The sequence below is a fragment of the Cupriavidus metallidurans CH34 genome (genome assembly GCF_000196015.1).
In the GTDB taxonomy this organism is placed as follows: Bacteria; Pseudomonadota; Gammaproteobacteria; order Burkholderiales; family Burkholderiaceae; genus Cupriavidus; species Cupriavidus metallidurans.
The window spans coordinates 744,525-757,595 of the sequence record NC_007974.2; the positions used below are offsets into that span (position 1 = coordinate 744,525).

The 13,071-nt window shown below is 65.9% G+C and carries 9 protein-coding genes; 5 read left to right on the forward strand and 4 right to left on the reverse strand.

The annotated features are described in order from the left end of the window. Positions 1-23 precede the first annotated feature (23 nt). From RMET_RS21510 to RMET_RS21520, 3 genes are read left to right on the forward strand one after another with little or no spacing between them, the layout of a single operon-like run. Complete coding sequence (locus RMET_RS21510) at positions 24-722, forward strand: response regulator transcription factor (protein WP_011518651.1); 699 nt, start codon at positions 24-26, stop codon at positions 720-722. Continuing rightward, complete coding sequence (locus tag RMET_RS21515) at positions 715-2,385, forward strand: FecR domain-containing protein (protein WP_011518652.1); 1,671 nt, start codon at positions 715-717, stop codon at positions 2,383-2,385. The genes RMET_RS21510 and RMET_RS21515 overlap by 8 nt, the downstream gene beginning before the upstream one ends. Continuing rightward, positions 2,372-4,831 carry a CHASE2 domain-containing protein gene (locus RMET_RS21520; protein WP_011518653.1) on the forward strand — a complete coding sequence of 820 codons (2,460 nt, stop codon included), beginning with the start codon at positions 2,372-2,374 and terminating at the stop codon, positions 4,829-4,831. The genes RMET_RS21515 and RMET_RS21520 overlap by 14 nt, the downstream gene beginning before the upstream one ends. Positions 4,832-5,075: 244 nt before the next feature. Here the strand turns inward: RMET_RS21520 and RMET_RS21525 are convergent, their stop codons facing one another. Then, positions 5,076-5,951 carry an MlaA family lipoprotein gene (locus RMET_RS21525; RefSeq protein WP_011518654.1) on the reverse strand — a complete coding sequence of 292 codons (876 nt, stop codon included), beginning with the start codon at positions 5,949-5,951 and terminating at the stop codon, positions 5,076-5,078. 44 nt (positions 5,952-5,995) lie between these two features. Beyond that, positions 5,996-8,722, reverse strand: a complete 2,727-nt coding sequence (gene hpnN, locus RMET_RS21530) for a hopanoid transporter HpnN (RefSeq protein WP_011518655.1) — start codon at positions 8,720-8,722, stop codon at positions 5,996-5,998. Between the two features lie 181 nt (positions 8,723-8,903). On the opposite strand from hpnN, the gene RMET_RS21535 reads away from it, so the two are divergent. Continuing rightward, positions 8,904-9,533, forward strand: coding sequence for an MlaC/ttg2D family ABC transporter substrate-binding protein (locus RMET_RS21535; protein ID WP_008645112.1), 630 nt, complete (start codon positions 8,904-8,906; stop codon positions 9,531-9,533). 103 nt (positions 9,534-9,636) lie between these two features. Here the strand turns inward: RMET_RS21535 and hpnH are convergent, their stop codons facing one another. Then, positions 9,637-10,803: an adenosyl-hopene transferase HpnH gene (gene hpnH / locus RMET_RS21540; protein WP_011518656.1), complete on the reverse strand. Its 1,167-nt coding sequence runs from the start codon at positions 10,801-10,803 to the stop codon at positions 9,637-9,639. Between the two features lie 28 nt (positions 10,804-10,831). Continuing rightward, entirely contained in the window at positions 10,832-11,830 is a 999-nt protein-coding gene (ispH, locus tag RMET_RS21545; protein WP_011518657.1) for a 4-hydroxy-3-methylbut-2-enyl diphosphate reductase, read from the reverse strand. A gap of 154 nt (positions 11,831-11,984) precedes the next feature. Between ispH and hpnA the strand changes: the two genes are divergently transcribed. Next, entirely contained in the window at positions 11,985-13,061 is a 1,077-nt protein-coding gene (gene hpnA, locus RMET_RS21550; protein WP_011518658.1) for a hopanoid-associated sugar epimerase, read from the forward strand. The last annotated feature ends 10 nt before the right edge of the window (positions 13,062-13,071 follow it).

Here is a 13,071-nt window from a genome sequence, read left to right on the forward strand (position 1 = left end):
GGCCGTAGTTATCAGAGGGAAGTATGAGAATTGCCTCCGTGGAGGACGACACCAGCCAGGCCGAGCAGATTTGCCAGCTGCTGGATGAAGCGGGCTTTGAATGCTCGAGCTTCGCGACCGGTTCCGCGTTCTTGCGAGCATTGCGGGACCAGGCGTTCGACCTGGTCGTCATGGACTGGCAATTGCCGGACGTCAGTGGTTACGAGCTCGTGAGCTGGGTCCGCCAGCATTCGGGACGCCTGCCACCGATCCTGTTCCTGACCAGTCGCATCGAAGAATCCGATATCGTCGCGGGCCTGTCCGTGGGCGCCGACGATTACCTTGCCAAGCCGATCCGGCCGGGCGAGTTCGTCGCGCGCGTGCGAGCGTTGCTGCGTCGCGCATATCCCAAGACCCTGCACGAAGACGATCTGATCCGGCAGGGCGCCTATATCGTGGACGCGCGCCGGCGCGTTATCGCGCTGGACGGCCAGAACGTCGATCTGTCGCCGCGCGAGTTCGACCTGGCATTGTTCCTGTTCCGCAACATCGGCCGCCTGCTGGCGCGTGACGTGATTGAGCAGGCCGTCTGGGGGCGTGCGATGGATGCCGCCTCGCGCACGCTCGACACGCATATGTCGCGCCTGCGCATCAAGCTGGCCCTGCGCCCCGAAAACGGTGTGCGGCTGGCTTCCGTCTATTCGCATGGCTATCGGTTCGAAGCCACGGCCGCTCATGAGTAGCCGTCCCACGTCGCACCGTGCCGCCGTGGGAGGTGCGCTGATTTCCCTGATTCTGTCTGGCAGTGCGCTGGCCGGCCCCGCGGGCACGCAGGGCAAGGATTTCATCTATGAGGTCGAGCGGGGCGACACGCTGATCGGCCTGGCCACGCGTTTCATGACGAGCACGGACGGCTGGCACCTGCTGCAGACGCTCAATCGCGTGGAAGACCCGTACCGGCTGGTGCCCGGCACGCGGATTCGCATTCCCCTGTCGCAGATCCCCGTAGCGCCGTCGACGGCGCGGGTGGTTTTCGTGCGCGGACAGGCAAGCGTCGATGGCAGCCCGATGCAGACCGGCATGGCGCTGGCCGAATCGGCGCGGATCGAGATCGGTCCGAATAGTGCGGCGACGCTCGAACTGAGCGACGGGACCCGTGTGTCGCTGCCAGCGGCGACCACGCTGCAGGTGCGCCGACTGCGCGCATTCGCGCGCAGCGGTCTGACCGATACGATGATCGGCATCGACAAGGGCGGCGCCGATTCAGTGGTCGCGCCGAAGGGCGGTGGCGTCGGGCGCTATGAGATCAGCACGCCGTTGATGGTGACAGGCGTGCGTGGCACGCGCTATCGCGTCAGCGCCGATGACGGCGGTAGCCGTAGTGAAGTCATCGAAGGCAAGGTCGGTGTGGGGGCAGGTGCGCGTCCGGGCTCGGCCACGCAAGTCGCCGCCGGCTACGGTGTTGGGGTGTCGACCGCGGGCCGACTGTCCAAACCAATGGCGTTGTTGCCTGCCCCGGTCGTTGCCGCGCTGCCGCAGCCGGTTTCCAGCCGTGCCGTCACGGTGCGCTGGCAGGCCGTGCCGGGCGCGGCTGGCTACCATGCGGGCGTGGCGCGCGATGCCGCGCTGACCGAATGGGTAGCGACGACGGAGTCCGCGTTGCCGGAGGCCGTATTCGACGATCTGCCGGACGGTGATCTTTTCCTGGTCGTCAGCGCCCTGTCGCCACAGCGGCTTGCCGGACGGAGCGGCGTGCAATCGTTCAAGGTCTGGCGCAATCCGCCAGCGCCGTTCTCGCTGGTGCCTGTGCCCGACGCCGTCGAGCATGGCGGCGAGGTGGCGTTTCGCTGGGCTGCCGTGCAGGACGCATCGGGCTACGAGCTTGCGCTGGCCGCCGATCCCGAGTTTTCTCAACGCGCCGAGACGCGCCGTGAAAATGGCGTGGAGGCCGTCCGCACATTGGCGGTGGGGCAGTGGTGGTGGCGCTTGCGCTCGTTCGATGCGCGGAATCAGCCGGGCCCATGGGGCGACGCGCTAAAGGTGACAGTGCAACCGGCCCCGCCAGTGCCGGCGCCGGTCGACAACGGCGAGGAACTGCGCGTGCGCTGGCCTGCCGATGCCGGAGCCGCCGCTGCCACGGGCTATGTGCTCCAGATGGCGTCCGATCCCGCTTTCAGCGGCGATGTGGTCACGTTCCGTACCACGGAGAGCGCGCTTGCGATTCCCCGCCCGGCCTCCGGCACATATTTCGTTCGCGTGGCCCGAGCCACTGGAACGGACGTGCCTCTGGCAAGCGCGTTTTCCGCGCCACAGCGAATCGACCTGCAATCTGTGCTGCGTGATGGACAGGGTGCGGTGATTGTGACGGGCGGCGCGAAGAAAGGCGTGCAACTTGGCGCCCAATAGAACTGACCTGCGCAGCGGTCAGTTCGACGCGGCCGAGCGGGAGGGCGCCCCGGGCGCCATGGGCTTTCGTCGGCGCACGCGACTGGAGTGGGCGCTGCTCACCGCCGCCGTGCTGGTGATCGCCCTGGCCGCGTCAAGTTTCTCCTGGTTCGAACGCGCGGACCTGGCCGTGTTGGACCTGGCCATCGTTGCCCAGGAGCACCCCGCGCGCAATGACATCGTGATCGTCGCCATCGACGACGAAAGCATCGGCGTGATTGGCCGCTGGCCGTGGCGGCGCACGGTGCTTGCCGCGCTGGTGGACCAGATCGGCGCTGACAATCCGCGTGCGATCGGCATCGATGTGATCCTGTCCGAACACGATATCCGTTATCCGTCCGACGACGCCGAACTGGCGCGTTCCGTGGCGCGGTCCGGCAACGTAGTCTTGCCCATGGTCGGCGAGTCAGGATCGAGCGGCGCGCGGCTGCGCGGCCCGATGGATGGCTTGCTGGCCCAGACTGGCCACATCAACATGATTGTGGATACCGATGGCGTGGCCCGACAGGTGTATCTGCGCGAGGGCGATGGCGAAGGGCCGCCGGTCTGGCACTTCGCGGCCGCCATGGCGGCGCTGGGGCAGCACACGCCGGTGACAGCGGCGCAGTTCCGCAACGAACGCGCGGTACGCATGGATGGCGCGGGGTGGATCAGTCAGGACCGATTGCGGATTCCGTTCGTCGGCCCCCCGGGGTCGTTCGCGCGCGTCTCTGTGCTGGATGTGCTTTCCGGCGAGGTCAGTCGCGGCTACTTTCGCGACAAGTCCGTACTGATCGGCACCGTCGCCACCGGACTCGGCGATGTGTTCCCGACGCCGGTATCGCGCGATGGGCGCGCCATGAGCGGTGTCGAAATTCTGGCCAACACGCTGCAGGCGCTGCTCGATGGCACCGGCATCGTTACCGTGCCCAAGCCCGTGGGCTGGCTCGGGACGATCCTGCCGGTGCTGCTGGCGGCCCTGGCGGCGTTGCGGTTCTCGCCGCGCAATGCGCTGCTCGCCACGGTGGCGATCGTCGCGGCGGTCGTCGGCACCAGTCTCTGCCTGCCGGGCAGTATGCATCTGTGGTTTGCGCCGTCGGGTGCGGTGCTTGGCTGCATGATGGTCTACCCCCTCTGGAGTTGGCGGCGTCAGGAAGCCGCGCTCCGCTTCCTGTCCGAAGAACTCGGGCGCCTGGCGCATGAGCCAGGCTTGCTGGCGGCGCCAGCCACGCGCATCGACCACTCGCTCGACGGCCGGATGCAGGCGGTCTACGGCATGACCTCGCGCCTGCGCGACATGCGGCGCTTTCTGTCTGACGGACTGGAGAGCCTGCCGGAAGCGACCGTGATCTGCAATCTCGATGGCGGCATTCTGGTGGCGAACCGGCGCGCGGTGGCGCTGGCGCCAACGATGCTCCAGGGGATCGACGGCGCGTACTATGCCAACGACCTGCGGTACATGCGCGGCAGCAATACGTACGGCGAGCTAGGCCGCCCGGCGTTGCCCGACCTGATCGAGGCGATGTTCACGGTGGCGGGTCCGGGCCTGGCCTACTGGGACGCGCTGTGCGGCGCGCTCGAAGGTGACGCGCCGGTGATGTCCTCGTCGGATTCGCATGGCGTGGAACTGACCACCGAGGACGGCCGGCGCTATCTGTTGCATGGCGGGCCGCTGCATGGCGAGGCGGGGCGTCCCGCGGGCGTGATCGTCAGCCTGATCGACATTACCGCGATACGTCGCGCCGAACGCCAGCGCGAGCAGACACTGCATTTCCTGTCTCACGACATGCGTTCGCCGCAGGCGTCGATCCTGGCCCTGATCGACATGCAGTCACGCCCCGACCGTGCCTTGCCGCAGACCGAACTGCTCGGACGAATCGGCGAACACGCGCACCGCACGCTTGCCCTGGCCGACGATTTCATCCGGATTGCGCAGGCCGAATCGCAGAGCCTGACGTTTGCCGAGACCGACCTGACGCAGATCGTGCTCGACGCAACCGATGAAATGTGGGCGCTGGCCAAGGCGCGTGGGACCGAACTGCGGCTCGACATCGACGAGCAGGGGCCGAGGTTGCGCGTGGCGCCAGCCCTGCTGGCGCGCGCCATCACCAACCTGGTCAACAACGCCATCAAGTACAGCCCGTGCGGCACCGAAGTGACGGTGCGCCTGCGCAGGCTCGGCCCCTATATGGCGATCGAGGTATCCGATCAGGGGCCGGGCATCTCGCAAGACGCCCAGGCACGGCTGTTCCGGCCGTTCAGCCGAGTGCACGCGCATGGCGCCGATGCGCCGTCTGGCAGCGGCCTGGGGCTTGTATTTGTGAAGACCGTGGCGGAGCGCCATGGCGGCCGGGTGATGGTTGCCAGTGAAGTTGGCAAGGGCACGATGTTCTCCATCTGGTTGCCCCTGCGCAGCCGCGCGTCCTGAATGCGGGCCGACACAATTGTTGGCAGTCACGCTTTCGGAAATTGCCTACGATCTGGGTGCCGCGGACTCCGCATCCGCGCGCCTTCCGGCCCGCGTCGTATCCCGACGCGGGCAATTTTTTGCGTAGTCGTCGGACAAACGCCCTGACGCTCTCAGCCGGAGAGCCAACCAGCAGCCATTGATATGCCCTCTATGGGGTGGTGGAGAGGGCAAGCGTCTCGATTGCCCCGAGACGCTATTCTGGCTACTTTGCTGAGTCGGATGGCGGGGCAGCCGGGGTTGCCGGAGTTGCCGGAGTTGCCGGAGTTGCCGGAGTTGCCGGGGCGGCCTCCCCAGCAGCGGGCTTGGCCTCCGAGGCCTTGTCCGACTCGTCCACCTCGTCGTACGACGGCAGCGCGTTTTCACCCTGGTTCAGCAGGTACTGGCGCCGCTGCGAATAGGCATCGCGCACGAACGCGTACTTGTCGAGCGCGGCCTGCGAGAGCAGGTCCGTGGCGCCCAGCAGGTTCGAGCGCGTGTTGATCACGTTGACGCCGAACAGCGAGTTGCGCCAGGCCGGATCCAGATAGTGCGCCGGGTCCAGGTAGATGCTGGCGGCTACGCCCATGCTGTCGCGGAACGAACTCGGTCCGTAGATCGGCAGCACCAGGTATGGGCCAGCGGGCACGCCCCAGGTACCGAGGGTCAGCCCGAAATCCTGCGAATGGCGGTTCAGGCCAGCGGCCGTCGCCACGTCGATCAGGCCGCCAATGCCGAGCACCGAATTGATGGCGATGCGCATCATCGTTTCGGTGGCATCGACGCCCTTGCCCTGCAGCACGTTGTTGACGAAGTTGCCCACGTCAGACAGGTTCGAGAAGAAATTGGTCACGGCCAGACGGGCCGGCTCTGGCGTCACCGCCTTGTAGCCCTTGGCCAGCGGTTGCGCGCCATAGGTGTCGATCGTGTCGTTGACCTTGAAGATCACCCGGTTCATGGGCTCCAGCGGATCCTGCGGATTGGCTTGAGGACCCGTGGCGCAGCCGGTGGCGAGGACAGAGAGCGAGACGGCGGCCAGCGTGCGGGCAAGCTGGGGCTGGCGCAGTGCTACGGCGCCCGAAGGCGAAAAGCGGGATAGCATCGGGAAACGGTCTTGGCTTTGGTTTCTTGTAAGGGTGCGGCCGCCTACCTTCCTGGGTGGCGTTGATCCGGCCCCGCTGTGTTATCGGAAGATTGTGACATGGACGCGGCTACCGAGAGCGGGGGCAGCGACGGGCCGAGCGGTTCGGCGCGTCCCGACGGCTGACGGCGCGGGCGTCCCATCAGGATCGGCTGGAAGAACACCGCGCCAGCCAGCGTGCACGCCAGCGCCAGCGCCAGCAGTTTGCCCATGCTCGCAGTGCCCGGGTGGTGCGACAGCCAGAGGCTGCCGAACGCCGTCGCCGTGGTGGCGGCGCTGAACAGCACGGCGTGGGTCAGGCTCGACTGCAGAAGCTTGGTCTTGCCATGGCGCCAGGCAATCACGTAGTAGATCTTGAAGGCCACGCCAATGCCCAGCAGCAGCGGCAGCGCGATGATATTGGCGAAGTTCAGCGCGATGCCGAACACCACGCAGAGTTCGAGCGTCACGAGGCCGGAAACCAGCAGCGGGATCAGCGTCCGCAGCACATCGCCGACGCTCCGCAGCGTGATCCACAGCAGCACCGTGATCGAGATCACCGCCAACACGCCGGCGTGCAGGAACGCGGTCATGATCGTGTCGGCCGATCCGCGGATCGCGATCGGGCCGCCGGTGGCGTCCGGCTGCACGCGCGCCATCACGTCGATAAACTGGTTCAGCGCCGCTTCGCGGGCGTCATCGTTCTTCGCGCCGGGCGGGGGCAGCTTCGGGCTGACGCTGACCAGTGCCTGACCATCGGGCGCGAGCCAGTCGCGGACCAGTTCGGGCGGCAGCGTCTGCTGCGAGATCGGCTCGGGCTGCAGCGCGTTCTGCAGCGAGGCCAGTGCCAGTTGCAGCGGCAGCGCAATGGCCTGTTCCGCACGGTCGCGCGTGGCGGCCGGCGCATCGGCCAGCTTCTTGAGCGCTTGCGACAGATGGTCGGCTGCAGCCGCGCCCGGGCCGGGGTGATCCTCGGCGGCCAGCGCGAGCTGGCGCGAAGCGTTGCGCAGCGATGCCACGCGGCGCACGTCCTCGGCCGGCTGCGAGCGCGTTTGCGTCAGCACGGGCATCAGGCTCTTCGCCATGCCGGCGACAATGGCCAGCTTGGCAGGCTGGTCATCCGGAATGAACGTCTTCAGCGTGACCACGCGCTCGACTTCCGGCAGCGTCTTGAGCCGCGTGGCGATCTGCTGGGCTGCCGCCACGGACGGGGCGAGCACGCTGACGTTGTCGGTACCGGCTTGCGGCGCATCCTTGAGCGCGAGCAGCGTCGACATCGATTCGGAGTCAGGGTCCTTCAGGTGCAGCGGGTCGAAATCGAAACGCAGGTGCGGCAGCAGCGGCGCGCCCGCGATCAGCACCGCCAGCACGCCGACCAGCGTGCCCTTGCGATGGCGTTCGAAGAAGGAATCGGCCGGGGCCAGCCAGGCAAAGCCCGGCACTTCGTCCTCGCCCGGCGGGGCCAGCACGCGGATCATGGCCGGCAGCAGCGTGAAGGTGGTGCCAAAGGCGATGAACATGCCGACGCCGGCGATCTTGCCAAGCTCGGCCACGCCGCGGTAGTCGGTGGGCAGGAAACAGAAGAACGCCGCGGCGGTGGCAGCCGCGGCCAGCGTGAGCGGGCCTGCGACGTCGCGGGCCGCCAGCTCCAGCGCCTTGTTGATGTCGTCATGCTCGTGCCGCTCTGCTCGGTAACGCACGCCGAACTGGATGCCGAAGTCGACACCCAGGCCGACGAAAAGCACCGCGAACGCCACGGAAATCATGTTCAGCGCGCCAACCATCAGCAGGCCCAGTGCGGCAGTGATGATGAGCCCGGAGATCAGGCTGACAAGGACAGCCGTGATCAGCCGCGCGGAACGCAGCGCCATCCACAGGATGCCGATCACGACGACCAACGTGAGGATGCCATTGAGCGCGGCGCCTTCGCTGACCGACGAGAATTCGTCGTCGGCCAGGGGCTGCGGGCCGGTCAGTCGCACCACGGCGCTGTAGCGTTCGGCAAGCTTGAGTTCGGTGGCCGCGGTGCGGATCGCGTCGCTGGCGCCAGAGCCGGCTTGCAGGTCGCTGAAATCGAGCACCGGCGACAGCGTCACGAAACTGTACGCGTTGCCGTCGGCGTTGGCCTTGAGGCTGTCGTCGACCAATCCGGCCCACGACAGGGCCACCGTATGGTCGGCCAGCACGCCGTCGACGGTATTCGCGCTCGTCTGGAGCAGCTTTTCCATGTCGCCCAGCTTGATCTGTCCGAGCTGCAAGGGGAGCGCCAGCGTGGTGGTCAGCAGGTCCGACAGGCCGCGCAACGTGGGATCGTGCGCGAGATTGTTGAGCAGCGGCCGGGCCTGCGTGAGTTTCTCGGCCATGTCGTTGACGCTCGCGGTATCTGCGAACAACAGGCCGTTGCGTTCGAAGAACGGGCCCGAACCGGGCTGCCCGACCGCGCGGAAGCGCTTGGGCTGCTTGCGCAGGGCATCGGCCAGTTCATTGGCGGCCGCATCGGCAAGCTCCTTGGCTGGGGCCTGCACCACGGCGAGGATCATCTTGTCGCGCTGCGGAAAGGCGTCGCTGATGGCCTGGTCGTGCTTCGCCCAGGGGGCGTCGGATTCAAGCAGTCGGCTGATATCGGTGTTGATGGCGAAGTTGCGGGCCGCGTAGATGCCTGCGGCAACGGTCAGCAACAAGGAAATGCCAATTACCAGCCAGGCGTGGGCGGTAGCGAATTTGACGGTGCGAACGAGCAGCGGTCTGATCATGTGTTTGAAATCTTCATCGCCCGGTTGCGGAGGGGCGCGTGGGCGGCACCCGGAGTATAGCGGGTGACGGTGGCGTTGCAGGTCCGGAGCGCCTTGCGCGCCATGCAGTCCGGCCTCGCGGCGATCCGCTATATACTGGCCCGACTGGCCAGCTGGCCGATACCTTGAGCATCAGATTGTCATGAACCGTTACGGATTCCTTCCCGCCGCCATCATTGCGCCGATCGCCGCCGTGGCCGTCGTCAGTACCGCCCACGCACAGGTCAATACCAGCGCTTCGCCGGACAAGCTCGTGCAGTCCGCCGTCGAGGGCGTGATCACGAAGATCAAGGCCGATCCGGAAACCCGCGCGGGCGATCTCGGGAAGATCACGGCGGTGGTCCAGCGCGAGTTCCTGCCCTATACCGATTTTGGCCGCACCACGCGCCTCGCGGTGGGCGGCGCCTGGAAACAGGCGACGCCGGAGCAGCAGAAGGTCCTGCAGGAGCAGTTCACGGCGCTGCTGGTGCGCAGCTACGCGGTGTCGCTTTCGCAACTGCGCGAGCAGAGCCCGAAATTCTCGTACAAGCCGGCCAAAACCGGCAGCAATGCCAATGACGTGGTGGTGGCCACGCGGGTGATGAACAACGGCGACGAGATGCTGATCGATTATCGGCTGGAGCGCGGCGCGGAAGGCTGGCGCATCTATGACATCAACATGATGGGGGCGTGGCTGATCGAGGTGTACCGCAAGCAATTTGCGGACATCGTTGCTCGTGACGGCGTGGATGGATTGGTGAAGTACCTGACGAATCACAACGCGCGGACTTGATGCCTGTGTGGGCCTGAATGGCCTGAATGGCCTGAGTGGTCCGGAAAAGCAATCGGGGTCGGCAATGCCGACCCCGATTGCTTTCACGTCACCAGAACCAGGCTTAGTGCACCTGAGCGGCCTGCACGGCCTCGGCGCGGCTACCCTGCGCCTTCTTCAGGTTGCCGATCTCGGCCAGCTTGATTTCCACGTGGCGCGAGAAGACGTATTCGGCGGGACGCTGCTTGTCCAGCGGGATGTCCGGGGCCATCGGGCCATCGGTCTTCACGCCGCGCAGGCTCACGCCCAGCGCCTTGATCGGGTGCGCGAACGTATCGGCCACAGCCGTGGCTTCGAAGCCGCTGTGGACCATGCAGTTGGCGCACTTCTCGTAGTTGCCGACACCGTAGGCGTCCCAGTTGGTGTCTTCCATCAGTTCCTTGAAGGTCTTCACATAGCCTTCGCCGACCAGGTAGCACGGACGCTGCCAGCCGAACACGGTACGCGCCGGGTTGCCCCACGGCGTGCACTTGTAGGTCTGGTTGCCGGCCAGGAAGTCCAGGAACATCGTCGACTGGCTGAACGCCCAGTTCTTGCCGGCGTTGCCGCGCGACAGGATGTCGCGGAACAGTTGCTTGGTCTTGCCGCGGTGCAGGAAGTGCTGCTGGTCCGGGGCGCGCTCGTAGGCGTAGCCCGGCGAGACCGTGATGCCGTCCACGCCCATCGCCTTGACCGAGTCGAAGAACTTGGCCACGCGGTCAGGCTTGGCATCGTTGAACAGCGTGCAGTTGATGTTCACGCGGAAGCCACGCTCCTTGGCCATGCGGATCGCTTCCACACAGCGGTCGTACACGCCTTCCTGGTTCACCGAATGGTCGTGCATTTCGCGGTCGCCATCCAGGTGGATCGACCACACGAAGTACGGGCTCGGCTCGTACTGGTCGATCTTCTTTTCCATCAGCAGCGCGTTCGTGCACAGGTAGACGAAACGCTTGCGGGCGATGATGCCGCGCACGATTTCGGGCATGTCCTTGTGCAGCAGCGGCTCGCCACCGGCGATCGAGACCACCGGGGCGCCGCACTCGTCCACGGCCTCCAGGCATTCCTGCACCGACAGGCGCTGGTTCAGGATGGGGTCCGGATAGTCGATCTTGCCGCAGCCCGAGCAGGCGAGGTTGCAGCGGAACAGGGGCTCGAGCATCAGGGCGAGCGGGTAGCGCTTCTGCCCGGAAAGATGCTTGCGTGCGATGTAGGCGCCTACGCGGGCGACCTGCAGAAAGGGAATGGCCAAGGGGGTGCTTCCTGTTAGGTTCGTTGCTTCAGCCTGCCGCCGTCTGGTCGGCAAGGCGTGCGTCGCTGGGTTCAGTGGTACTACTGGCCGCCGGGGCCTGCTTCACATTGTCCAGCTCGGCCGGCAGGCGGAATTCGGCATGTTCCTCGATCCCTTCCATGGTCGAAACTTCGACCGGACCAAGGCGGCGCAAGGCCGCAATGACGTCTTCCACCATTTCTTCGGGTGCCGAGGCACCCGCGGTAATGCCGACGACGGCGGCGTCGCGGACCCACGTGGGGTCCAGCTCGCTGCCATCGGCGATCAGGTAACTCGGTACGCCGCTCTCGGTGCCGATTTCGCGCAGGCGATTCGAGTTGGAACTGTTGGTGGCGCCAATCACGAGGATGACGTCCACGCGGGTGGACAACTCGCGCACCGCGCTCTGCCGGTTCTGAGTGGCGTAGCAGATATCGCGTGTACTCGGGCCAACCAGATTGGTAAACCGCGCGCCGAGCGCCGCAATGATATTACGGGTGTCGTCCACGGACAACGTGGTCTGTGTGATGTAAGCGACCGGTGCGTCATTCGGCAGGTCCAGGGTGGCGACATCGGCCTCGTTCTGGACCAGGATGACCTTGCCCGGAATCTGCCCCATCGTGCCTTCCACCTCGGGGTGGCCGGCATGGCCGATCAGGACGACGTGGCGGCCCGCTGCCGCGTACTGGCGTCCCTGATTGTGAACCTTGATGACGAGCGGGCAGGTCGCGTCGATCGCGTGCAGTTCGCGGCGGGCGGCCTCGCTGACCACGTCCCGCGACACGCCATGCGCGCTGAAGATCGTCACTGCATTGCCAGGCACCTCGTCGAGTTCCTCGACAAAGCGCGCGCCTTTCTGGCGCAGGCTTTCCACCACATGCTTGTTGTGTACGATTTCGTGTCGCACATAGACGGGGGCGCCATGCTTGACGAGGGCTCGATCGACGATTTCGATCGCGCGGACGACACCTGCGCAAAATCCGCGAGGTTGAGCAAGTATCACCTGCATCGAAATGGCCCCCCGACCCTCTTGTGAAGATTAGAAGACATTTATATTTTGGTATTCCCGGGATCACATTTCCGGACTACGGTGGTTACTATATACCGGTGTCAGTTTTCGTGTCGCCGCGTGGGAATTTGCCAACAGGGCGTTTCCGGCGAGAATGCTGCACCGCAATCCGGCTGTGGGTGGGCTTCTGCGGGGCAGAAGAGCCTGCCGCGCCGGCAGCATTGTCAGGGGATTTGAAATTAACAATTGCATTCTTGTTACAGGTGCGTCGGGATTCCTGGGCTCCTCTGTGATGCGACAGGCACTCGACCGTGGCTTCCAGGTGCGCGTGCTTGTGCGCTCGACCAGCCCGCGCGCCAATCTGGCCGGCTTGCCCGTGGAGATTGTCGAAGGTGACATGCGCGATGCCGCGTCGATGACCCGCGCCATGGCCGGCGTGCGCTACCTGTTCCATGTGGCAGCCGATTACCGGCTCTGGGCGCCTGATCCGGAAGAAATCGTGCGTTCGAACGTCGAGGGCACGGTCACGGTCATGAACGCCGCGCGCGCAGCTGGCGTGGAGCGTGTCATCTATACGAGCAGCGTGGCCACCCTGCGTGTGGCGGGCGCCACGGCGCCGGTCGACGAGACGGCGGCAATGGCCGGCCATGAGGCGATTGGCGCCTACAAGCGCAGCAAGGTGCTGGCCGAGCGCGAGGTGGAGCGTCTGGTGGCGGAAGGCCTGCCGGCGGTCATCGTGAATCCCTCCACGCCGATTGGCCCGCGCGACGTGCGTCCGACTCCGACCGGCCGGATCATTGTCGAGGCGGCCACCGGCAAGATCCCGGCCTTCGTCGATACCGGCCTGAATCTGGTCCACGTGGACGACGTGGCGAACGGTCATTTCCTGGCACTGGACAAAGGGCGCATCGGTGAGCGCTATATCCTGGGCGGCCAGGATGTGCTGCTGCGGCAGATGCTGGCTGACATCGCGGACATGGCCGGCCGCAAGGCGCCAACCATCGAGTTGCCGCGCTGGCCGCTCTATCCGGTCGCCCGCGTGGCCGAGACCATCGCGCGCTTCACCGGCAAGGAGCCGTTCGTGACCGTGGACGGGCTGAAGATGTCGCAATATCGGATGTTCTTCACTTCCGCCAAGGCCCAGCGTGAGCTTGGATACGCGCCGCGCCCCTATCAGGAAGGGCTGCGCGACGCGCTCACGTGGTTCCGGGAAGCCGGCTATCTGAAGTAGCCGATCGGCA